The 21,214-nt window shown below is 55.4% G+C and carries 23 protein-coding genes; 9 read left to right on the top strand and 14 right to left on the bottom strand.

The annotated features are described in order from the left end of the window. Window positions 1-4: 4 nt before the first annotated feature. The 9 genes from pdxJ to ACF8YQ_RS04405 all read right to left on the bottom strand — a co-directional run bounded on the left by pdxJ (window position 5) and on the right by ACF8YQ_RS04405 (window position 9,734). Entirely contained in the window at window positions 5-739 is a 735-nt protein-coding gene (pdxJ, locus tag ACF8YQ_RS04445; protein ID WP_396622692.1) for a pyridoxine 5'-phosphate synthase, read from the bottom strand. Continuing rightward, window positions 736-1,476, bottom strand: a complete 741-nt coding sequence (gene recO, locus ACF8YQ_RS04440) for a DNA repair protein RecO (RefSeq protein ID WP_014420774.1) — start codon at window positions 1,474-1,476, stop codon at window positions 736-738. The genes pdxJ and recO overlap by 4 nt, the downstream gene beginning before the upstream one ends. Window positions 1,477-1,483: 7 nt before the next feature. After that, window positions 1,484-2,401, bottom strand: a complete 918-nt coding sequence (gene era, locus ACF8YQ_RS04435; protein WP_396622691.1) for a GTPase Era — start codon at window positions 2,399-2,401, stop codon at window positions 1,484-1,486. After that, a complete protein-coding gene (gene rnc / locus ACF8YQ_RS04430) occupies window positions 2,401-3,090 on the bottom strand; it encodes a ribonuclease III (protein ID WP_011785712.1) in 690 nt (229 codons plus the stop codon). Before rnc ends, era begins: the two co-directional genes overlap by 1 nt. Next, window positions 3,087-3,473, bottom strand: coding sequence for a DUF4845 domain-containing protein (locus ACF8YQ_RS04425; protein ID WP_199453821.1), 387 nt, complete (start codon window positions 3,471-3,473; stop codon window positions 3,087-3,089). Before ACF8YQ_RS04425 ends, rnc begins: the two co-directional genes overlap by 4 nt. Window positions 3,474-3,499: 26 nt before the next feature. Continuing rightward, the gene (gene lepB, locus ACF8YQ_RS04420; RefSeq protein WP_396622690.1) at window positions 3,500-4,291 is read right to left on the bottom strand and encodes a signal peptidase I; all 792 of its coding nucleotides are present in this window, start codon (window positions 4,289-4,291) and stop codon (window positions 3,500-3,502) included. A 12-nt stretch (window positions 4,292-4,303) separates the two neighbouring features. Then, window positions 4,304-6,106, bottom strand: coding sequence for a translation elongation factor 4 (gene lepA, locus ACF8YQ_RS04415; protein ID WP_396622689.1), 1,803 nt, complete (start codon window positions 6,104-6,106; stop codon window positions 4,304-4,306). Window positions 6,107-6,210: 104 nt separating this feature from the next. Continuing rightward, a complete protein-coding gene (locus ACF8YQ_RS04410; protein WP_396622688.1) occupies window positions 6,211-8,937 on the bottom strand; it encodes an EAL domain-containing protein in 2,727 nt (908 codons plus the stop codon). A 371-nt stretch (window positions 8,938-9,308) separates the two neighbouring features. Beyond that, a complete protein-coding gene (locus tag ACF8YQ_RS04405) occupies window positions 9,309-9,734 on the bottom strand; it encodes a MerR family DNA-binding protein (RefSeq protein WP_008175593.1) in 426 nt (141 codons plus the stop codon). Between the two features lie 74 nt (window positions 9,735-9,808). On the opposite strand from ACF8YQ_RS04405, the gene merT reads away from it, so the two are divergent. From merT to merB, 5 genes are read left to right on the top strand one after another with little or no spacing between them, the layout of a single operon-like run. Continuing rightward, window positions 9,809-10,159, top strand: a complete 351-nt coding sequence (gene merT / locus ACF8YQ_RS04400; protein ID WP_008175596.1) for a mercuric ion transporter MerT — start codon at window positions 9,809-9,811, stop codon at window positions 10,157-10,159. A gap of 13 nt (window positions 10,160-10,172) precedes the next feature. Continuing rightward, window positions 10,173-10,469 carry a mercury resistance system periplasmic binding protein MerP gene (gene merP, locus ACF8YQ_RS04395; protein ID WP_008175598.1) on the top strand — a complete coding sequence of 99 codons (297 nt, stop codon included), beginning with the start codon at window positions 10,173-10,175 and terminating at the stop codon, window positions 10,467-10,469. Window positions 10,470-10,471: 2 nt separating this feature from the next. Continuing rightward, window positions 10,472-10,711 carry a mercury resistance system transport protein MerF gene (merF, locus tag ACF8YQ_RS04390; protein WP_396622687.1) on the top strand — a complete coding sequence of 80 codons (240 nt, stop codon included), beginning with the start codon at window positions 10,472-10,474 and terminating at the stop codon, window positions 10,709-10,711. A 5-nt stretch (window positions 10,712-10,716) separates the two neighbouring features. After that, window positions 10,717-12,120, top strand: a complete 1,404-nt coding sequence (gene merA, locus ACF8YQ_RS04385) for a mercury(II) reductase (protein ID WP_396622686.1) — start codon at window positions 10,717-10,719, stop codon at window positions 12,118-12,120. Between the two features lie 13 nt (window positions 12,121-12,133). After that, window positions 12,134-12,769 carry an organomercurial lyase MerB gene (merB, locus tag ACF8YQ_RS04380; RefSeq protein WP_008175605.1) on the top strand — a complete coding sequence of 212 codons (636 nt, stop codon included), beginning with the start codon at window positions 12,134-12,136 and terminating at the stop codon, window positions 12,767-12,769. Between the two features lie 402 nt (window positions 12,770-13,171). On the opposite strand, the gene ACF8YQ_RS04375 is transcribed toward merB, so the two are convergent. Continuing rightward, window positions 13,172-13,786 carry a tyrosine-type recombinase/integrase gene (locus tag ACF8YQ_RS04375; RefSeq protein WP_011786646.1) on the bottom strand — a complete coding sequence of 205 codons (615 nt, stop codon included), beginning with the start codon at window positions 13,784-13,786 and terminating at the stop codon, window positions 13,172-13,174. Between the two features lie 334 nt (window positions 13,787-14,120). Between ACF8YQ_RS04375 and ACF8YQ_RS04370 the strand changes: the two genes are divergently transcribed. From ACF8YQ_RS04370 to ACF8YQ_RS04360, 3 genes are all read left to right on the top strand, one after another. After that, entirely contained in the window at window positions 14,121-14,951 is an 831-nt protein-coding gene (locus ACF8YQ_RS04370; RefSeq protein WP_058340751.1) for an AraC family transcriptional regulator, read from the top strand. 82 nt (window positions 14,952-15,033) lie between these two features. Beyond that, a complete protein-coding gene (locus tag ACF8YQ_RS04365) occupies window positions 15,034-15,654 on the top strand; it encodes a LysE family translocator (protein ID WP_058340750.1) in 621 nt (206 codons plus the stop codon). A 64-nt stretch (window positions 15,655-15,718) separates the two neighbouring features. Continuing rightward, window positions 15,719-16,516 carry a thioesterase family protein gene (locus tag ACF8YQ_RS04360; RefSeq protein ID WP_396622685.1) on the top strand — a complete coding sequence of 266 codons (798 nt, stop codon included), beginning with the start codon at window positions 15,719-15,721 and terminating at the stop codon, window positions 16,514-16,516. Window positions 16,517-16,599: 83 nt separating this feature from the next. Here ACF8YQ_RS04360 and ACF8YQ_RS04355 read toward each other — a convergent pair whose 3' ends face one another. From ACF8YQ_RS04355 to ACF8YQ_RS04345, 3 genes are read right to left on the bottom strand one after another with little or no spacing between them, the layout of a single operon-like run. Then, window positions 16,600-17,889 carry an ISL3 family transposase gene (locus ACF8YQ_RS04355; RefSeq protein WP_396622684.1) on the bottom strand — a complete coding sequence of 430 codons (1,290 nt, stop codon included), beginning with the start codon at window positions 17,887-17,889 and terminating at the stop codon, window positions 16,600-16,602. 48 nt (window positions 17,890-17,937) lie between these two features. Further along, complete coding sequence (gene panB / locus ACF8YQ_RS04350) at window positions 17,938-18,777, bottom strand: 3-methyl-2-oxobutanoate hydroxymethyltransferase (RefSeq protein ID WP_396622683.1); 840 nt, start codon at window positions 18,775-18,777, stop codon at window positions 17,938-17,940. Window positions 18,778-18,787: 10 nt separating this feature from the next. Further along, window positions 18,788-19,411 carry a LysE family translocator gene (locus ACF8YQ_RS04345; RefSeq protein WP_396622682.1) on the bottom strand — a complete coding sequence of 208 codons (624 nt, stop codon included), beginning with the start codon at window positions 19,409-19,411 and terminating at the stop codon, window positions 18,788-18,790. Between the two features lie 109 nt (window positions 19,412-19,520). On the opposite strand from ACF8YQ_RS04345, the gene ACF8YQ_RS04340 reads away from it, so the two are divergent. After that, window positions 19,521-19,973: an Lrp/AsnC family transcriptional regulator gene (locus ACF8YQ_RS04340; protein ID WP_396622681.1), complete on the top strand. Its 453-nt coding sequence runs from the start codon at window positions 19,521-19,523 to the stop codon at window positions 19,971-19,973. A gap of 355 nt (window positions 19,974-20,328) precedes the next feature. Here ACF8YQ_RS04340 and ACF8YQ_RS04335 read toward each other — a convergent pair whose 3' ends face one another. Next, a complete protein-coding gene (locus ACF8YQ_RS04335) occupies window positions 20,329-21,213 on the bottom strand; it encodes a reverse transcriptase family protein (RefSeq protein ID WP_396622680.1) in 885 nt (294 codons plus the stop codon). Window position 21,214: the final 1 nt, after the last annotated feature.

The following is a 21,214-nucleotide window of genomic DNA, read 5'->3' as shown; positions in this document are numbered from 1 at the left end:
TTGATCAGGCTCTGGCCCGGTGAAGAATCGCCTTCATATCCCGTACGGCGTCTTTCAGGCCGGTAAAGACGGCGCGGGCGATGATCGCATGGCCAATGTTCAACTCATTGATACCAGGGATAGCGGCCACCCGCTCGGTGTTGTGGTAGTGCAGACCATGGCCGGCGTTCACAATCAGTCCCTTCTTGCGGGCATAGGCCACAGCATCGGCAAGCACTTTGAATGAGGCTTCCACCGCTTCAGGTTCCTTGGCCTCGGCATATTCACCGGTGTGCAACTCCACGACCGGCGCACCGCAGCGCACCGCCGCGTCGATCTGTACCGGGTCCGGATCGATAAACAACGAAACCTCGGCGCCGATTTTTGCCAGGCGATCACAGGCCTTGGCCACCCGCTCTTCCTGGCCATCCACATCCAGGCCACCCTCGGTGGTGAGCTCTTCGCGTTTTTCCGGCACCAGGCAGACACATTCCGGCCGCACCTGCTCGGCGAACGCCAGCATGGCGTCGGTCACCGCCATTTCCAGGTTCATTTTGGTCTGCAGCACTTCCCGTAACAGCAGCACATCCCGGTCCTGGATATGCCGCCGATCCTCCCGGGGGTGAATGGTGATGCCATCGGCACCGGCCTCTTCCGCCACCAACGCCGCCTGCACGGGGTCCGGGTAACGGGTGCCCCGGGCCTGACGCAAGGTGGCCACATGATCAATATTCACTCCAAGCAGGACTCGGGTATTCATGATTCTCTCCCAGATGACGGATTCGAATGACTGAACAGGGAACGGCTGTGCAGCGGCCTGCCCTGCAAAAGGTAATCCACCAGCACCCGCATGACGCGCTTGGCGGTTTTACGGGGCGCTTCACTTATGAAATCGCCGGCCGCCAGTGCCAGCAATGCCTCACCCGGCAATTGGCGCAATGGCAGCTCGGGCGCGAGATTGGAAACGATCCCCTGGCCCGGGTCGTAGCCATAGAGCTCCCCCGCCTGTACAGACATACCGGTATCCGTGGTTTCGTCCCAAGCAAAATCGTAGCCCAGCGAGGCGGCGAACGCCCGCTCAAAACGCCTCAGTAAAGGCTCGACATCGTCCTGTGAAGACAGATCCGCCAGGGCCTGCAGGGTTTCAATATAGCTGGCAAACAACGCGGGGGAGGGATCGGCCACCGGTAACACCCGCTGAACCAGTTCATTAATGTAGAAACCACTGTACAGTGCACGGGGTTGGCTGACCGCTGGCGCGCTGCGAACTTCCAGCTGCACCAGGGTTTTCAGCTCGCTCTTGCCGGTCCAGTCCACTAATAACGGCTGGAACGGCTGCAATTGGGCCTTGAGCGGGCTTCTGGTGCTGTTGGCGCCGCGGGCAACCACACTCATGCGGCCGTGATTCAGAGTAAACAGATCCACCAGTAAGGCGGTTTCGCGCCAGGGTCGCCGATGGACCACATAAGCGGGCTCTTGCTGCACCGCGCCCTTCATGGCGGCCTCAGAAATCGCTCATGCCCAGGCTTTTCAGAGCCCTGTCGCTGTCAGCCCAGCCTCGCTTGACCTTGACCCAGAGCCGGAGCATCACCTTGGACCCGAACATCCGCTCCATATCAACCCGGGCTTCCTGACCGATACTGCGCAGGCGCTCACCCTTATCGCCAATGATGATTTTCTTCTGGCCTTCCCGTTCGACCAGAATCAGTGCCGAAACATGCAGGGTATTGCCCTGATGCTTGAACTCTTCAATCTCCACTGCCACGGAATACGGCAGTTCAGCGCCCAGTTGGCGAGTGATTTTCTCCCGGACCATTTCGGCCGCCATAAAGCGTTCACTGCGATCGGTGATCTGATCATCCGGGTAAAAGTGAACACTCTGGGGCAGAAAGCGGCCAACAGCCGTTTCCAGCGGTTCCAGGTTGGTCTCTTTCAGTGCCGAAAGCGGAATGATCTCGGCAAACTCCCGCTTTTTAGACAGAGTCTCCAGATGGGGCAGCAACAGCTCCCGCTTCTCCAGCTTGTCGACCTTGTTGACCGCCAGGATAACCGGGCACTTCACCCTGCTCAGCTTCTCCAGCACCATTTCATCAGCACTGGTCCACGCCAGTTGATCGACAACAAAGACCACCACATCCACGTCGATCAGAGCCGATGTGGCCGCCTTGTTCATATAGCGGTTCAGCGCCCGGGGCTCATCCTCATGCATGCCCGGTGTATCGACATAAATGGCCTGTACCGGGCCCTCGGTCTTGATGCCCAGAACCTGATGCCTGGTGGTCTGAGGCTTCCGTGAGGTGATGCTCAGCTTCTGGCCAAGGATGTGATTGAGCAGTGTGGACTTGCCCACATTCGGCCGGCCGACAATGGCGACGAAACCACAGCGGCTTTCCGGGTTTTCCGGGCGGGTAATATCGGTCATCAGGAATTCTCCACACCCAGTTGCTTGAGTGCATTTCGGGCGGCCTGCTGTTCAGCAACACGTCGACTACTGCCAGTGCCGGTGGTTTTACGGTCCAGCGAGGGCAAGGCGCAGGAGACATGGAAAGTCTGGTTGTGGGCCTCGCCGTCAACAGAAATCACTTCATAGCGCGGCAACGGAAATTGCCTGGACTGCAGGTACTCCTGCAACCGGGTTTTCGGATCTTTCTGGGTGTCCTGAATATCCAGGTTTGCCAAGCGCTGTTCAAACCAGCGTAACACCTGAGCCCGACAGGTATGAAAGTCGCTGTCCAGATAAATGGCCCCGATAATGGATTCCACGGCATCGGCGAGTATGGACTCACGGCGGAAACCACCACTTTTCAGCTCTCCCGAACCGAGCCTCAGATACTGGCCCAACTGAAATTCACGACCGATCTCGGCGAGGGTAACCCCCTTGACCATACGGGCCCGAAGCCGGCTCAACTGCCCTTCCCGGGCCTTCTCGAAATGAAGATACAGATATTCGGCGATCACCATGTTCACGATGGAATCGCCCAGAAACTCAAGACGTTCGTTATTCTGGTTGCCAAAACTGCGATGGGTCAGCGCCAGCAGAAGCCGCTCCGGTTCCTTGAACTGGTAGCCAATGCGGCGCTGAAGTTGGTCTAGGTCTGGTTGTGAACTCACTGGCCCTTAAACTCATACTCGTGCTGGAAGTGCACAACGGTGTCCACGTTCCGGAAGATGTTATTGCGAACCTCGTAATCCACCTTGATCACGACCAGTTCGCCATTTTTTTCAACGGAGATGTTCTTTGGATCAAAACCGTCAACGTTATTCACACTCAGGCGCTTGTTGATCAGGCTGCGCACCTGCGCCGGGCCCATCTGTGACAGGCCTTCGGTACCATCCAGGCTTTCCAGCGCTTCCTGGATGGTGAAGTCATCCAGGTAGGCCGGCCCGATCTTGATCGCCAGAGTCAGCAGGCCACCGAAGAACAGAGCCATGATCATCATCGTCAAAGCGCCGCCCTGCTGCGTGTTCAGGCCTGCGGGATAGTGTCTTCTCATCGTCTTTTACTCCGGAACCATCAGAATTATTGGATGCCACCCACCCGATCAAAAGATGGCAGACTTGTCAGTGATTTCCAGTGCATCCAGATGGCAAAGGCCTTGCCCACCACCATCTCATCCGGCACCGTGCCCCAGAAACGGCTGTCGTTACTGTTGTCACGGTTATCGCCCATGACAAAGTAATGGCCTTCAGGAACAACCCATTCCCCCTCACCGGAACCGCTCACCCGGCCCATGGTCAGGTACAGATCATGCTCAACCTCACCCAACTGTTCCCGCCAGCGCTCCATGGGGGGCAGACGCGCGACGAAATTCCGGGGCACCGGCTCGCCATTAATGAACAGCTGCTTGTTGCGATAACGAATATGATCGCCCGGCAGACCGACAACCCGCTTGATGTAATTGGTGGCGCCATCCTCAGGATAGCGGAACACCATGACATCACCGCGTTCCGGGTCGCCGATCTCAACGATCTTGGTGCCGGCCACGGGCAGGCGCAGGCCGTAGGCATACTTGTTGACCAGGATAAAATCCCCCACTTCGAGGGTCGGCAACATGGAGCCTGAGGGAATCTGGAACGGCTCGATCAGGAACGACCGAAGCACCAGCACCACCGCCAGCACGGGGAAAAATGAGCGGCTGATATCCACCAGCCAGGGTTCCCTGTCCTCGAAGTCCTCGGCTGATTCTTCTACGTTGCCGCCCTGCTCTGCGCCGGCCAGGCGACGCTTTCTCAGGAAGAGGACGTCCGCCAGCCAGACCACGCCGGTCGCGAAGGTGAGGACCACCAGTACCAGTGGAAAATCAATGTCCATCCAGGTGCCTTTTTAGTTATCCACTTTCAATACAGCAAGAAACGCTTCCTGAGGCACCTCGACATTACCCAGCTGCTTCATGCGTTTTTTACCTTCCTTCTGCTTCTGAAGCAGTTTCTTTTTACGGCTGACATCGCCGCCATAACACTTCGCCGTTACGTTCTTGCGCAGGGCCTTGACCGTTACCCGGGAAACCACCTGGGTACCAATCGCCGCCTGGATGGCAATATCAAACATCTGGCGCGGGATCAGCTCTTTCATCTTCTCGATCAGCTGGCGCCCTTTGCGGTGGGCCAGGTCCCGGTGCACAATCAGCGCCAGGGCGTCGACACGTTCACCGTTGATCAGTACATCCAGGCGCACCAGGTTGGCATTCTGGAAACGGACAAAGTGGTAATCCAGTGATGCAAAGCCTCGGCTGGCCGACTTGATCCGGTCGAAGAAGTCCATCACCACTTCCGCCATCGGCAGCTCGTAGGTGAGCTGTACCTGTGTGGACATAAAGTGCATGTTCTTCTGCACACCGCGCTTTTCTTCGCACAGAGCAATGACATTACCGAGATGCTCCTGGGGCACCAGGATGTTGGCCTCGACAATGGGCTCACGCATTTCTTCGATGGAACCAATATCCGGAAGCCTTGATGGGTTGTCCACCGACAGGGTCTCACCCTGCTTGGTGACCACTTCATAGATTACCGTCGGCGCCGTGGTAATCAGATCCAGATCGTACTCTCGCTCCAGCCGCTCCTGAATGATTTCCATGTGCAGCATACCCAGGAAACCACAGCGGAAACCGAAGCCCAGAGCATCCGAGTTCTCGGGCTCAAAGAACAGCGAGGCGTCGTTGAGGGTGAGCTTTTCCAGGGCATCCCGGAAATCGTCATAATCATCGGCGCTGACCGGGAACAGACCGGCGTAAACCTGGGGTTTGACCTTCTTGAACCCAGGCAGCATCGGGGTTTCTTCTGCGAACTTCTGGTGCACTATGGTGTCACCCACCGGCGCACCGTGGATATCCTTGATTCCCGCAACAACGAAACCGACGTCACCAGCTTCAAGCACATCGGTGTCGGTGGGCTTGGGATTGAAGACACCGACCTTGTCGGCGTTCCAGGCTTTCTTGGTGGACTTGATAACGATCTTGTCGCCCTTGCGCAGCACACCCTCGGTCACCCGCACCAGTGACACCACGCCCAGGTAGTTATCAAACCAGGAATCAATAATCAGTGCCTGCAATGGCGCGCCGCGATCACCCTTGGGGGGCGGAATCTTTTTGATCAGATCCTCGAGTACATCCTCAACACCCAGCCCGCTTTTGGCACTGCAGCGCACGGCATCGGAAGCGTCAATGCCGATAATGTCCTCAATCTCCGCCGCAACCCGGTCGGGCTCGGCCTGGGGCAGGTCCATCTTGTTCAGGACCGGCACCACCTCCAGGCCCTGCTCGATAGCGGTGTAGCAGTTGGCCACCGACTGGGCTTCCACACCCTGACCGGCATCCACCACCAGCAGCGCCCCTTCACAGGCGTACAGTGAGCGGGACACCTCGTAGGAGAAATCCACGTGGCCCGGGGTATCGATGAAATTCAGTTTGTAGGTTTCCCCATCTTTTGCCTTGTAATTGAGCGTGACGCTCTGGGCCTTGATGGTGATCCCGCGTTCCCGCTCCAGATCCATGGAGTCCAGAACCTGTTCGGCCATTTCACGGTCTGTCAGGCCACCGCAGATCTGGATAAAACGATCCGCCAGCGTCGATTTACCGTGGTCGATGTGGGCAATAATGGAAAAGTTACGGATTCGGCTCAGTTCAGTCACAGACAATGATTACTCATATAAGACGTAGGATTGAGCCCGGAGGGGCCGCTACCGGGATCCGGGAACGGCGTGATTTTACCGGTTACAGGCCGCCATTGCCATGATCAGGAAATAAGCGGCTTCTCGTACTGCCGGATCAGGAATCCGATCAGGGCATCTTCGTCCAGCGGATAGCTGAACAGATTGCCCTGGCACTGGGCGCAACCGGCGGATTTCAGGAACGTCAGCTGCTGCAGGGTTTCCACCCCTTCCGCCACCACCGTCAGGTGCAGCTTGTGAGCCAGGGCGATCACTGCCGACGCCACGTCGGTGGCACTGACGTTGTAGGGAATGTCGCGAATGAAGCGATGATCAATCTTGATCACATCCAGCGGCAACTGCTGCAGCGCCACCAGGGAGCAGGAGCCGGTACCGAAATCATCCAGAATCAGGCACACGCCCAGATCGTTCAGGGACACCAGCAATTCCCGCAGCATTCTCGGGTCTTCATTGAGCAACTCCGCCGGCATTTCCAGCTCCAGCCGCTCGGGAGATACTCCCGTCTCGGTAATCACCCGCCGGATCATGTCCAGGAAGCCGGAGTCCGTCAGCTGACGCACCGAGAAGTTCACCGCCATCTTGAGAGACTCGAACCCGGCCCGCTCAAGTGCCTGAACCTGGATGCAGGCTTGTCGCAGAGCCAGCTCACCCAGGCGGATGATCAGCCCGGTTTCTTCCGCCAGGGTGATGAACTGCTGGGCCGAGACCAGGCCTTTTTCCGGATGGTGCCAGCGCAGGAAGGCTTCCACCCCGATCACCCGCTGACTGGCAAGATCCACTTTCGGCTGGTAGTGCAGCACGAACCGGTCGCCATCGAGTGCTGTGGCCAGCTCTTCCTGTTGCAGCAGGCGGCGGGCAGCCTGGATGTTCATAGCCGGGGTGAAGAACTGATAGGTATTGCGCCCCAGTTCCTTGGCGCGGTACATGGCCAGGTCTGCATATTTCATCAGCGCACCGGCATCCTCACTATCGTGAGGGATCATGGTGATCCCGATGCTGACGGTCACACCCACCTCATGGTCATTCAGGCGAATACGCTGACACAGGCGCCTGAGGATGTTTTCCGCCACTTTGCCGGCGGCTTCGGAGCCGCTGATCCGGGACAGCAACACCACAAATTCGTCGCCACCGAGCCGGGCCACGGAATCTTCCTCACGGACACAGCCTTCCAGCCATTGTGCGACCTGACGCAGGAGTTCGTCACCGGCATCGTGCCCCAGGGTATCGTTGATTCGTTTGAAACCGTCCAGATCAAGGAACATCAGGGCTGCCGCCTCGCCACTTCGGCGGCTGCGACGAACCACGTGATTCAACCGATCCCGGAACAGCTGCCGGTTGGCGAGTCCGGTCAGCGGATCATAGAACGCCAGTCGGTGCAGCTCAGACTGGGCCGCCTTGAGCTGGGTAAGATCCCGAAGGCTCAGAACCACACCGTTGACGCCAGGCACTGAGAGCATCGCGGTGAAGGTGCCTTCCATATCACGCCACTGGCCATCGGCATCACGCACCCGGGCACGCACCACCGGCATCTGTTTGCCCGGTGAGGCCATGGACTCTTCAAAACCTCTTTGCAGGTGCGACCAGTCATCCATGTGCACCAGCTTCTCGAATTCCAGGGCTTCCACCTTGTCCGGATCGAATCCCAGGATGTCACGACTGGACGGGCTGGCATAAAGCGGGCGCCCACGACGATCCATGACCAGGGTGACGTTGGCTGCGCCCTCAGTGATGGCGCGATAACGGCCGGCGCTGACCTGGGCAATCAGACGGGAGCGAATCAGGGCCAGCACGAACAGCCAGAGCAGCAAACTGATGGCCAGACCAGAGCCGAGAACAATGGGGGGGCGTGGGTCGGCGGCGAGATAATCAAAGGCTGGTGTGGAACGGGTCTGCAGCAGCCATTCCCGGCCACCGTGTCTGATGGTCTGGCTCATTTCAAAGCTGAATTCGTTGTCCAGCGATCCGAGATTGGAGCCATACATCAGCGTATCTCGTGCCACCACCCCGCTGTCGTAGATGCGCACATCCAGAAACGGCGATATCAGGCCAACGATACCGTCGATCAGGTTGTTCATCCGGAAGGCACTGAACACGTACCCGGCCAGCATCATGCGGCGCTCGGCCCGGATCTCCGGAATCTCACCACCCTGGAAGACGGGGTAATACATAAGAAAGCCGGCCTGATCCTCGGCCACAGACTCCTGCACCAGCACAACCTTGCCGGTAACCGTCGGGATAGCGTCATCCCTGGCCTGCTCCATGGCGGTCCGGTGGATGGGATCGCTGAAGGCGTCATAACCCAGCGCCTTGCGATTACGCTCGGTGCCTGGCTCCAGATAAACCATGGGATAGTAGTAGGGCCCCGTCCCCAGCGGCTTGACCAGGTAATTGTACAACCCCTCCGCCCGAACCGAGGCAATGTGGTCAGCCATTTCACGAACACCAATACGCTCAACGTAGCCGATACCCTCAATGCCCGGGTAGTAACGATTGATATCAACGTTGTCGACGTACTCTTTCCACTGATCGCGTGTGACTTTACCGGTCACCGCAAACAGACCGGCACTGCCAGCCAGAACCTGTTCGTAATTGAGCAAGCGTTCTTCGATGGCGGTTTTGAGCTGCAGGGATTGGGTGCGGAACCGGGCCTCGGTGCGATCTTCAACCAGCCGGATGGAAACCTGCCAAAGCAATACCGTGGCGACCACAGACACCAGGAACACCACCCAGGCGATCCAGGAATTGCGCAGCTTCAGCAACTGACGGAGGGGAAGATCCTTTTTGGTCATCATCGTGTTCGGCCCATTCCATGACCCGGTTTATTGTCGATTCCGGCGAGTATAACAAAAGTGTTCTTGAACCCACAGTTTGGCCGGCCGTTGGTGCAGATGTGTGTACGTCTGTTTGGTCGGTGCTCCTGACACCATTGGGAATTCCGCCTGGATTCCGGACTGATGAGAACGAGCGAACTTAGCCGGCATAACTAAGGAGTGAGCGGTTCAGCGATTGGAGGCGATACAAACTGACGCTACGGTCGCAAAGCGAACGTTTAGATTTGGCGTAGGCTCGGGGATAAGCGGCGACGTATGATGCCGACCGGATCGGCCCCCTTGCTGGTTGCCATAACCGACCCCGGCAGAGAAGTTGGCTCTCGTAGATAAGCTCACGACGTGTTTTCCTCTACGCCCTTATAAAGAGACGTAATGAGCGGGCACTTCACGTCACCCTGCTCAGTGCAACATGCCTGCACCAGCCCCTCCAGCGTTCGCTCGATACGCCGCAGACTTGAAATTTTCTCACGCACCTTGGCGAGCTTCTGTCCGCCCAGTACCCGTGCTTCATCGCAATGGGTGCCGTCTTGCAGTGTTAGCAGTCCTCCGATTTCATCCAGGCTGAAGCCCAACCATTGGGCCGTTCGAATGAACTGAAGACGCGCCAACGCCTGATCGTCGTAATGGCGGATGCTTCCATAGGGTTTGTCAGGCTCTGCCACCAGTCCCCGGCGCTGGTAATAGCGGATGGTTTCCACTCCGATATTGGCGGCCTTGGCCAGGGCGCCAATGGTCATTGAACGTGGTTTCTTGGACATAGGGGGTTGATTCCGTAGCTGACTACGGGAGTAACCTTATCTCAGTCATCCATCTCATGAAAGGAGCCAACGTAATGTCTGAGCCCAAATCCGGTCGCGGTTCGCTGATCGCAGGGGGCGTTGCCGCCGTCCTGGCATCCGCCTGCTGTCTTGGTCCCCTGGTTTTAATCGCGTTAGGAGTTTCAGGCGCCTGGATCGGCAATCTGGCCGCCCTGGAACCCTATCGGCCCTGGTTCATCGGTGCGGCACTGGTGGCCATGGTGTTTGCCTGGCGCCGGATATACCGGCCTGCACAGGATTGCCAGCCGGGCGATGTTTGCGCGGTGCCGCAAGTACGCACAACCTACAAGGTTGTTTTCTGGATTGTCGCGCTGCTCATTCTGACTGCGCTGGCGTTCCCTTATGTTTTACCCCTATTTTACTGAGAGGCATAGCACCATGAAAAAATCACTGATCGCCACAGCGTTATTCCTGTTCGTTAGCCTGCCGGCCCTGGCAGCACCACAAACCGTCACCCTGTCAGTCCCTGGCATGACCTGTTCGGCCTGCCCGATCACCGTCAAGGCCGCTCTCAACCGGGTGGAGGGCGTGACCTCTGTGGATGTTCGTTATGAAGAACGCGATGCGACGGTCACCTTCGACGACGAGAAAACGACCGTTGAGGCACTGACGCAAGCCACCACCAACGCCGGCTATCCGTCCACGCTGAAACAATCTCAGGCAAAACAGGAGTAACCATGGCAAACCCCAAAACCCTGTTGCGGGTGAGCGTCATCGGCACGGTGCTGGTCGCCCTGTGCTGCTTTACCCCAATACTGGTGGTTTTGCTGGGAACCTTAGGCCTGTCAGCCCTCACCGGCTATCTCGACTACGTGCTTTTGCCCGCACTGGTCTTTTTTATTGGCCTGACCTGCTATGCCGTCTGGCGTAAAAAGAAACACGACGCCTGCTGCGATAGCCCTTCAACCAAGGAGTAACGTTTATGAGTGACAACAACCTGCACATTGCGGTGATTGGCAGCGGTGGCAGTGCCATGGCTGCGGCCCTGAAAGCGACGGAGCGCGGTGCCCGGGTGACGCTGATTGAGCGCGGCACCATCGGCGGAACCTGCGTCAACATTGGTTGCGTACCGTCCAAAATCATGATCCGGTCGGCGCATATCGCCCACCTTCGCCGGGAAAGCCCGTTTGACGACGGACTGAGTGCCCAGGCACCGGTGGTGGATCGTTCAGCCCTTCTGGCTCAGCAACAGGCCCGGGTGGAGGAGCTGCGCGAGTCCAAGTACCAGAGCATTCTCAATGACAATGCCGCGATTACCGTCCTCAAGGGCGAGGCGCGGTTCGTGGACGAGCGCACACTGACGGTTACGCTCAACGACGGCGGCGAGCAGACGGTGCACTTCGACCGGGCCGTTATCGGCACCGGTGCCCGGCCCGCCGAACCGCCTGTTCCGGGGCTATCCGAGACGCCCTATCTCACGTCCACCAGTGCGCTGGAGCTGGATCACATTCCCGAGCGCCTCGTTGTGATTGGTGCCTCGGTGGTGGCCATCGAGCTGGCTCAGGCCTTTGCCCGCCTTGGCAGTCGGGTCACCATTCTGGCCCGCAGCCGGGTGCTGTCTCAGGAAGACCCGGCGGTGGGTGAAGCCGTGGAAGCGGCCTTCCGTCGCGAGGGCATCGAGGTGCTCAAGCAGACCCAGGCCAGTGAGATTACCCACAATGGCCGGGTGTTCACCCTCCAAACCAACGCCGGCACCCTGGAGGCGGAGCAACTGCTGGTGGCCAGTGGCCGCACACCCAATACCGAGAACCTGAACCTGGAGGCCGTCGGCGTGGCTACCGAGCGCGGCGCGATCCGGATCGACAACCACCTGCAAACGACCGCGTCCGGCATTTATGCAGCCGGGGACTGCACCGATCAACCCCAGTTCGTCTACGTGGCTGCCGCCGGTGGTAGTCGGGCCGCCATTAACATGACCGGCGGTGACGCCAGCCTCGACCTCAGCGCCATGCCCGAGGTGATCTTTACCGATCCACAAGTGGCCACCGTCGGTCTGTCCGAGGCGGAGGCCCAGGCTCAGGGATACGACACCGACAGCCGCACCCTGACCCTCGATAACGTGCCCCGGGCCCTGGTTAACTTCGATACCGGGGGCTTCATCAAGATGGTCGCTGAGCGTGGCAGCGGACGATTGCTGGGTGTCCAGTCCGTCGCGGGCGAAGCCGGTGAGCTGATCCAGACGGCCGTCATGGCGCTGCGTGCGCGTATGACCGTGAACGACATTGCCGATGAGCTGTTCCCGTACCTGACCATGGTGGAGGGGCTCAAGCTCTGTGCCCAAACCTTCACCAAGGACGTGAAGCAATTGTCGTGCTGTGCGGGATAAGACGGTGCCGCCAATGTATAACATGGATGAGATCGTGGAACGGCTGGGTCTGACCGGCGAAAGGGAAGCCGCGCTTCATGTGACGCTGTTGCGCGAGCTTGCCCTGGGACAACCGGTCACTGTTGAGCGGCTCGCGAAGTCGCTCAACTGGACGACTGATGAGGCAGAGTTGGTGCTGGAAAAACTGCCCTGCGGGACCATCGAGTACGACGGCCAGGGACGGCTGATCGGCTCCGGCATCACACTGCGAGAAACCCCGCATGCATTTGTCATCAACGATCGGCCCCTTTACACCTGGTGTGCACTGGATGCCTTGATGTTTCCAACCGTTATTGGCGAACGGGCGCAGGTGCAATCGCGTTGCCCGCAGACGAACAACCCGATCAACATGACGATTACGCCACAGAGAGTGGTTTCGCTTGAGCCGGAGGACGCGGTCGTCTCTTTAGTGTCGGTGGCCGCATCGGGAGACATTCGAAGTGCGTTTTGTTGCGATGTCCTTTTCTTTGCCTCTCGACAGGCCGGGGAGGCCTGGGGGCGAGATAAACCAAGCGCGCAGCTGGTGACTGTGCAGGAAGGTTTCGAACTGGGACAGCGGATTGCGCACCTTATGCTCGACAGAGCAAGGCGTTACCAACATGACCTTTAATACCTGAATGTTCGATACCAATCTTGAACGTAGGTCAGCACCCAGGAGCTAGGCCATGTCATTTCCAAAGCGTTCCGTCGCTGCACCCTGTCTGTGCATCAAATCAGGAATTATCTGGACATGCGATTGGTGTATTCCTGTGGTGCCTCACCCGAACAACCGGACATGCACCCATTACACTGGCGATCGACGTGCCAGAACCGTGTGTCCGCCCGTTCCATTGCCGGGGTCTTGAAAGGCGATTTTTGCCCGTTTCGGGGAGTGAGAAGACCGGTAATTGGGGATGCATCGAATGTTCGCTTCTGTTTAGCGACGGGAGGAGCCTGTAACCCGAGGGTGATCATCGACCGGGGCTTGCAGCGTCAGAGGCATCCAAAGGGACCAAGGACACAAGTTACGCACCTAGATCTCAATACTCTCAGCTATCTCCAGAGCATCCTCGACCTCGACACCAAGGTACCGCACGGTGCTCGACATATTCGTGTGTCCCAACAGCAACTGAACGGCTCGAAGATTTTTGGTCTTCTTGTAAATCAATGTCGCTTTGCTACGTCTCATTGAATGGGTTGCGTAGACGGAAGGGTCAAGTCCAATGCTCGTAATCCACTTTTTGACAAGACGGGCGTATTGGTGAGTAGTGATATGGTCGAACTTTCGCATCCGGCTCGGCCACAAATAATCCATCCCTGAGAGTCCACGCAACTCGATCCATGCTTCGACCGATTCGCGCGTCTTTTTGGTTATCTCAAACTGAACAGGCTGACTGGTCTTCTGCTGGATGACTTGCGCCCGGTCCAGAACCTCACCGTTTCTGGAAATATCTCGAACCAATAGCTTTACCAGATCGCAGGATCGGAGTTTGCAGTCAATTGCCATGTTGAACATCGCCAGCTCGCGGATGTTCTTTGCTATCTCTAACCGAATACGGATAGCCCATATTTGTTCGAGTTTGAGCGGCAGCTTCTGGCCGACGAGCTTCCCTTTGTTCCAGGGAACTTTGCTGGTAGGAAACGTCATGACGTGGCCCTCTTCGGAGGGTAAGGGCCTTTAAGTATGGCTCAAAAGATTGTTCTCTGCTGGCCAACCTGGTCGCAAAGCGAACGTTCAGAACGGGCGATCAAAGACTTTTCACAGTCCTCCGTTTGGGGCATAGCGGTTTCACGCTCGGTGGGGGTAAGTCCACAGCTTTTTTAGGAATGTCCGCAGTAACGGGGTTGAACCCGATCCAGCCGCTACCCAATACAGTTATTCAGTCCAATGCGCAATTTTGTCCAAGAAATGCATCTGTGCTCAGCCCTATACTACATCGTAACCTGTAGACGCTTCCTGATGCGTAGAACGGTGAGTTGTTATGAAGCAAGACAATCTATTCCAATATGCTAAAAGCCAACACCTTGATCAGGTAACTGCATTGCAAGCCGAGATGAGGGACTTTTCTTATGGGAAACATGCTCATGAGGAGTATTCGTTTGGCGTAACACTGGCTGGCCGTCAGGATTTCTTTGCCAGTGGTTCGTTTCATCGCAGCTACCCAGGAAATATCATCATCTTCAACCCAGGTGAGGTACATGATGGTCATTCAGGTGTGGATGATGCACTGCTGTACCGCATGCTCTATATACATCCTGACCAGTTGGAACCAATGCTTCGCAGTGCAGGTGTAAAGCAAAGCAGTGATTTCCGAATCAAGGATACCCTGTTGGATGATCCGTTGTTACGTCAGCATATTCTCAATATTGCCTTGTTGATTGAAACTCACGCCGAAAGTGAGCTTCAGCAAGAGTGCGAGCTTTATCAGTTGGCAGCACGTGTCGCGGAGCGTCATGAAAGCCTCGCCCTCGATAACAGCGGCCGAAAGACCGACAGCCTGCTGCTTCGAGCCCGAGATTTTATCCATGCGAATATCCAGACAGATTTATCTCTGGATGAAATAAGCCAACACGCAAGCCTCTCAAAATACCATTTCCTGCGCATGTTCCGGCAGCAATTTGGCATGACGCCACACCAATATGTTCTCAATTGCCGAATCAACCGTGCTCGTGAAGATCTGGAGTCAGGCGTCTCGCTTGATGACGTTGTATTTAACTACGGATTCAGCGACCTCAGTCACTTTAACCGCCGGTTCAAACCGATCTACGGCACCACGCCAAGAGAATATCAGCAACACTTTCTCAGCGGTTGATCTAAACCTCGTTACTAAAACAGCAACGATTGGGCAACGTCGTTAATCCCCAATTTCTTTTTCTAATTCCAGGGTATTCACTATGATTGAAATGCTAGCGTACGCGTTTGGCATTATGTACACACCCGGCCCGTCAAATCTTTTAAGCCTGAATGCCGGTCTCAATTCTCAGGTCGGTCCTACCTTACGCTTCAGTATGGGTGTTGGGTTCGCCATGCTGCTGCTATTCCTTGTCTTCGGATATACCGGATCTTGGTTGGTGAACCCAAACTACCAACTATTTATCAGCTGTGCCGGCAGTCTCTATATTGCCTACTTGGCGTACACGATCGCTCAAGCCAGCATCAACCCCTCTTTAGAGAACTCCACAGAACAGTCAAAAGCCCCAGCTAGCAATTTGAGTTTCAGAACCGGGCTAGTTATGCAGTTGCTCAACCCTAAGTCCTACATTGCTATTTTGCCTATCGTGACCGTGCAGTTCCCAGCGGCGGAGATCGCTGGCAGCTCGATTTTGATCTGGTCATTACTGTTATCGATTCTAGCGTTCGGTGCGCCAAGCGCATACCTGCTGATCGGTGCACGTCTGGGAAAAAGGATTAGTCAGCCACACTATTTTCGTTTCCTGAATTTGAGTATGGCGTTGTTGCTGCTGTATGTGGCAGGCGATATTGCCTATAACGATGCATACTTGAAATGGGGATAGTTTTTTTTAAAAACTGACGAAATAATTCAATAGCTCAGCAAATAAAAACACTGAAGGAGCAACCATGAGCCCTTTCTCACTACCAGACGCCTTCTATCATCAGCAAGATGAGGGGCGCTTCCTGCCCACCGAGGCAACAATCGGCCCATGGTCATCACTCACCCAGCACGGCGGCCCTCCCATCGCCCTGATCTCCCGTGCTCTTCGTTCCTATCCTGCACCGCCCGAGTTAGAGATAGCCCGAATAACGGCTGAGATTCTAGGGCCTATTCCTGTCGAACCCTGCGAAATTACCGTCAGGACCCTACGGCCTGGCAAGCGAATTGAACTTCTTCAGGCTGAAATGAGGTGTAATGATCGAACTATCCTTTTGGCCCATGCATGGCTGCTTGAGCGTCAAGCCAATTGTCTAGAACCAGTGCCAGATCCCTTCACTCCCCCCGATCTACCAGAGGAGCAACCCCAGCGCTACTTCAGCGGCATGGGGCCCTTTCCCTACGCCCAAGCTATTGAGTGGCGCTTCACCGAAGGCTGCTTTTCTAGGCAAGGGCCGGCCACGGTGTGGGCCCGCCCAAGAATCCCCTTGGTTAAAGATGCAACCCCGCATAGCCTCGATGCGCTGCTATTGATGCTGGACTCGGCCAACGGTATCAGCGCCGAACTGGATATCAACAGCTGGAGCTTCGTGCCTGTCGATCTCACTCTGAATATGCACCGACTCCCTGAAGGTCCTTGGGTCGGGATGGATGCTCGGACACAAATCGATTCCGGAGGGGTCGGCGCAGTCACCACCTCAGTTTTTGATACTCAAGGCGCTCTAGGACGAAGCCTCCACACGCTCTTTGTTCGCCCTCTCCGTTAGTCAGCAGCAATTCATTTAATATATTGGGTATACGGATTTAATGGTTGATGGGGTACCTTCACCCCACCAACCTGATACCACCCTCAGATGGTTGATAGATCGACCCCGTAGTTGAGTTCCTCTGCGAAGTCCGGCAGTCCGTAACCGATGGTTTTCTTGTAGAACGGAGAGACCTTCGCAGTCGGGGCCTTCTTCTTGTGCTTCGTGGTGTAGAGCATTCGTGCCCGCATTACCTCAAAGGAGTAACCACGCCCTTCACGGTTCTTGTCCTTGGCCAGTCGGTTGATGGACTCCGTGTAAGCGTTGGTGACGGGAATGTCCGTCTCGAAGTAGGTCATGATCTCTTCGCGCCAGTTACCCACCGCCCTGACCAGATCGCTCCAGACCTCCTTCTGCCCCTTCGGGATGGTGGCTATCCAGTCGTCCAGGGCGGCTTCTGCCTGGGGTCGTGTGGTGGCGTCCCAGATGCCGTAGAAGCGTTCCTTGTGCTCGTAGGCGGCCAGCAGTTGCGGGAATGCGCCTGTCCAGCTCTCCATGATGAGGCGTTCCCGGTCTGAAACTTCGTGAGCGCGTTTCAGCAGGATTTTCCGGTCTCCCTTGAGGGTTCGACTTTGGGAAGGCTTCAGCTCCTTTCTGAGGCCCTTGCGCACCTTCTCCAGGGCATCGTTGGCCATGCGCACCACATGGAACTTATCGACGACGATACGGGCCTGTGGCAGCACCGCCTTCACCGCTGCCCGGTAGGGATTCCACATGTCCATACTGACGATCTCGACCTTCTGCCGGTCTTTCAGCTTCATCAGGTAGTTGGTCACCACGTCCTGACGGCGGGAGGTCAGCAGGTCGAGCAGGGTTCGCTCTTCGATGTTGGTCAGGATGCAGCGGTAGCGCTTGTTCAGGTACAGCTCGTCAATGCCGAGAATTCGGGGCGTCTCGAAACGGTGCCAGCGCCCCAGGAATTCTGCGCGAGCATTGAATATGTCGCGTACCGTCTTCTCGTCTAGGCCAGTCTGTGCAGCTACAAAGGTGTAGGGATGGTTGAAGGACTCTTTCTCCACGTATTCATGCAGCCGCAGCGTCATGCGGAAGCCGTCTACCATCTCCGGTAGCTGGGGCCTGAAGGTGGTCTTGCAGGCCCGGCAGGTGTACCGGCGGCGGATCACCCAAAGGGTGACCCGCTTGCCGTGGATGGGCAGATCAAGATAGGGAACATCACGTTTGCCGAACCGGACGAACTCACCCTGCACGCCACACTTCTCGCAGGCGATGGGATCGGGCGCATCCACCTGGAAATGCATTTCGTCGTCGGTGGATTTGCAGCCCAGTACCTGGTACTCAGGCAAGTGCAAGATGTTGTCGGGCAGCCTGTTCACGCAACCTCTCTATAAGGCGATTAAAAACGTGCTCTAATTAAATATCTCCTAAAAGCTGTGCCCTGGGCCTGGAAAGTCACCGTTTACAACGTCATTCATAAATGCTTCGGCCGCCTCGCTTAATAACTTATTCATTTCCGCATATTGTTTTACAAACCGTGGAAGTCGCCCGTTACGTAGCCCAGCCATATCCTGCCAGACCAAAACTTGAGCATCACAACCATTGCCAGCACCGATCCCAACTGTGGGAATGCGCACAGCCTTGGTAATAGCCGCCCCAACCTCAGCCGGTACCATTTCTATTAGTACGGAAAAGGCTCCAGCCGTCTCGAAAGCCTTAGCCGTCTCTATTAATTGTTGCCCTCTGTCTTCTTTGCCTTGCACCCGGTAACCTCCCAGTTGATGTTCTGCCTGAGGCGTAAAACCTATATGGGCCATGACCGGTATTCCAGCGCTTACCAATTTCTCTACCTGTGGAAGCATGTCTAACCCACCTTCCAGCTTGACCGCGTGAGCACCACCTTCCTTCATAAACCGTACTGCGGTATGAAAGCACTGCTCAGGTGAGCCCTGATAAGAGCCAAAAGGTAAATCCGCAATCACTAGCGGGCGTTGAGTGGATCTCGTAACAGCTCGAACTAGAGGAATAAGTTCGTCGACGGTGATTGGCAATGATGTGTCATATCCAAAGACATTATTAGAGGCCGAGTCTCCGACCAATAAAACGGGAATCCCAGCCTCTTCAAAGATGGCCGCAGTGTACATATCATAGCTGGTAAGCATGGCCCATTTTCGGCCTTGTTCTTTCATTTCCTTAAGGTGCCGGATACGAACCTTGGCAATATTGGTGGTCGGATTTTTTCCGTAAGGGGAAATCTGTTCATCCATCTTAGTCTCCTCAGGTTTTCTGAATTATTGCTTCGGCCATAATCAGGAGGGCAATGCAAGTCATTGCCACTCCAGAGAACCGGCTCACTCGCTTGGCGGCAGCGGGTCTAGCCTTAAGAGTTACCTGAGAACCGTAACCAACGAACAAGTAGACAATGCCACAGCTAATTACATGGACAATCCCCAGCGCCAGCATTTGTGTTGACAGGGGCCATGGACTCTTCGGATCGAAAAATTGTGGAAGTAACGCCAGAAACAATAAATACACTTTGGGGTTCAAACCACTAACGCCTATGCCTTTCAGTACCCACTGCACGGCTTTATCTGGAGTGTCAGTAAATTCCGTGGCTGATGTCGCTGGATTGCGAACTAGACCAATCCCAAGCCATAGCAGGTAACTGGCCCCTGCAAAGGTCAGCATGGTCATTGCGAGGGGTATATTCATTACCAAAGCGCCTACACCAGCGGCAACCAAGCCGGTAGCTGCCAAATGACCAAGCAACATGCCGCCAACAGCTGGCAAAACCATTCTGCCGCGAATACCCGCCGAGATGGCATACGCCCAGTCCACTCCAGGGGTGATAATGAACAGGAAAGAGACACCCCAAAAGGCCGTCAGAACACTCAGAGACACATTTAATCCCTCATCACGGATAAACGAAGAGGGAAGGATATCCTTGTCTTGATAGAATGTGCTTCCAATCTATACTAAATATAGCATTATAATTGGGAGATAATTTGTGATGGATGGCTTTGATAAGAAGATTCTTGCTGAGCTTCAACTGGATGGAAGGCTAACAGTGACAGAGCTAGCCGAAAGAGTCGGTTTGAGCCTGTCACCTTGCCACCGCCGCCTGAAGGCTCTGGAGCAGTCAGGTGCGATACAAGGTTATCGTGCACAACTTGACCCGCTGGCCCTCGGATTTAATTTCTCGGCATTGGTGTTTGTGACTATGAGGGATGGCAACCAGAAAAGCGTGGCCAGATTCGAGGCTGCTATCGTCGATATACACCAAATCATCGAAGCAAAGCGACTATTCGGCGATCCAGACTACATGTTGAATGTGGTGGTAGAAGACCTAGAGGCTTTCCAGAAGCTTTATGACGATAAGCTTTCGGCTTTGCCTGGTGTACAACGATTGACTTCCACCTTGGTCATGAAAGGTGTGGTCCAGAATAGGGAGCTTCCATTGTGAGGAATGGGGATGCACCTTTTCTTATCGGAGCAACAATTTAACATCCCAAGCAACCAGTTAATCCGTTGGGAAAGCTGTTACGCTGAGCCTAACGACTTGATGGAGTCAACCATCAAATCCGTATACCCAATATATTTAGCTTAAGACCTAAACGAGAGTTGGACTGAAATGCGACCGTTGGTCGCAAAGCGAACGTTCGGGTTCGACCCAAAGAGCCTGGCCCTGCCCCCGCTTTAGCTCCACCCAGAGTTGGAAGAATCAGGCTCCAATTGCTTCTCTCTTCTTCGTGAAACCGCATGTTTTTTGGCGTAGTCAGACTTTGTCTTTGCTTTGCAGAGGGCGCTTCGGTTTCTGGCTAAAATTTAAGCGAATCAAGTTCCGCAATCAGCTTTTTTGCTGGCTCGGGATTTGTGCTGCGGTAATGAAGCAGCTTGCCTCGAAGACTTGTATAGCTTTTTTGAAGTGTTTCTATGCTGGAGGTTTGGTTTTGTATGTCTTGGCGCAATTGATTAAGTTCGGCCCTGAGTCGTCCTTTCTTGTCTTTTCCTCCGGATGGCCGACCCGAGTTGACTATAAGGTTGTTCGCAATTTGTTGTTTATTGCGGTCCATGACCTTTGTTTTTCTTGTCTTTATTTGAAGTCCTTTTGACAGAAAAACCTTTTGAGCGGTCCGGATGGCCCAAGACTTTTCCTGAGAGGAGAGCTTCCTCCGCCTCGATACAATTATGTCGTCCACATATCGAGTGTATTGAAATCCTCTGCTTTCTAACTCTCGGAAAATGTGCGGTTCGATGTCCCAAAATGCGAGATTCGCTAAATAGGATGAGACTGGGGCGCCCTGAGCTAAAAAGCCCGACCTAGTGCACAGTTGCGTGAGGACTTGAGAGGGTGCTTCACCGAACTTAAATAGCTGATTCCAAATACGGAATACTAGCTCGTCTGAGATGCTTGGAAAGAAATTGGTGGCATCAATTGTTAATACCGTTCCTTGCCCTGCATGCCTAACTGCGTTTTTAATGTAGCTCGATCTTGGTAATGAACCGGTTAAATATTCGGGGTAGCGGCAGCGCTTGAGAAAATGGGCATTAATCCGCTGCTGAATAACTTTCAGGGGAGGGTTAAGGTCGAAGAGTTCTCTTGTTGTTCCATCAGGCTTTTCGATCCTGTCGTGTAGACGGAAGTATTGATCGCTTGATCTAGCTATTTCTACCAGTTGTTTCTCTGGATACTCTAGCGCCATA

The sequence above is a fragment of the Marinobacter sp. W-8 genome (genome assembly GCF_044342215.1).
GTDB classification, from domain to species: Bacteria; Pseudomonadota; Gammaproteobacteria; order Pseudomonadales; family Oleiphilaceae; genus Marinobacter; species Marinobacter nauticus.
This window is presented reverse-complemented; position numbering and strand designations above follow the sequence as displayed.

Excerpts from the sequence above, each read along its gene's own strand:
- merP (WP_008175598.1), top strand. The coding sequence starts at position 10,173 with ATGAAAAAATCACTGATCGCCACAGCGTTATTCCTGTTCGTTAGCCTG.
- ACF8YQ_RS04365 (WP_058340750.1), top strand. The coding sequence starts at position 15,034 with ATGATTGAAATGCTAGCGTACGCGTTTGGCATTATGTACACACCCGGC.
- ACF8YQ_RS04360 (WP_396622685.1), top strand. The coding sequence starts at position 15,719 with ATGAGCCCTTTCTCACTACCAGACGCCTTCTATCATCAGCAAGATGAG.
- lepB (WP_396622690.1), bottom strand. The coding sequence starts at position 4,291 with ATGGACATTGATTTTCCACTGGTACTGGTGGTCCTCACCTTCGCGACC.
- ACF8YQ_RS04340 (WP_396622681.1), top strand. The coding sequence starts at position 19,521 with ATGGATGGCTTTGATAAGAAGATTCTTGCTGAGCTTCAACTGGATGGA.
- merT (WP_008175596.1), top strand. The coding sequence starts at position 9,809 with ATGTCTGAGCCCAAATCCGGTCGCGGTTCGCTGATCGCAGGGGGCGTT.
- ACF8YQ_RS04335 (WP_396622680.1), bottom strand. The coding sequence starts at position 21,213 with ATGGCGCTAGAGTATCCAGAGAAACAACTGGTAGAAATAGCTAGATCA.
- pdxJ (WP_396622692.1), bottom strand. The coding sequence starts at position 739 with ATGAATACCCGAGTCCTGCTTGGAGTGAATATTGATCATGTGGCCACC.
- ACF8YQ_RS04425 (WP_199453821.1), bottom strand. The coding sequence starts at position 3,473 with ATGAGAAGACACTATCCCGCAGGCCTGAACACGCAGCAGGGCGGCGCT.
- ACF8YQ_RS04410 (WP_396622688.1), bottom strand. The coding sequence starts at position 8,937 with ATGATGACCAAAAAGGATCTTCCCCTCCGTCAGTTGCTGAAGCTGCGC.
- merB (WP_008175605.1), top strand. The coding sequence starts at position 12,134 with ATGTATAACATGGATGAGATCGTGGAACGGCTGGGTCTGACCGGCGAA.
- era (WP_396622691.1), bottom strand. The coding sequence starts at position 2,401 with ATGACCGATATTACCCGCCCGGAAAACCCGGAAAGCCGCTGTGGTTTC.
- panB (WP_396622683.1), bottom strand. The coding sequence starts at position 18,777 with ATGGATGAACAGATTTCCCCTTACGGAAAAAATCCGACCACCAATATT.
- ACF8YQ_RS04375 (WP_011786646.1), bottom strand. The coding sequence starts at position 13,786 with ATGACGTTTCCTACCAGCAAAGTTCCCTGGAACAAAGGGAAGCTCGTC.
- recO (WP_014420774.1), bottom strand. The coding sequence starts at position 1,476 with ATGAAGGGCGCGGTGCAGCAAGAGCCCGCTTATGTGGTCCATCGGCGA.
- merF (WP_396622687.1), top strand. The coding sequence starts at position 10,472 with ATGGCAAACCCCAAAACCCTGTTGCGGGTGAGCGTCATCGGCACGGTG.
- merA (WP_396622686.1), top strand. The coding sequence starts at position 10,717 with ATGAGTGACAACAACCTGCACATTGCGGTGATTGGCAGCGGTGGCAGT.
- ACF8YQ_RS04370 (WP_058340751.1), top strand. The coding sequence starts at position 14,121 with ATGAAGCAAGACAATCTATTCCAATATGCTAAAAGCCAACACCTTGAT.
- ACF8YQ_RS04405 (WP_008175593.1), bottom strand. The coding sequence starts at position 9,734 with ATGTCCAAGAAACCACGTTCAATGACCATTGGCGCCCTGGCCAAGGCC.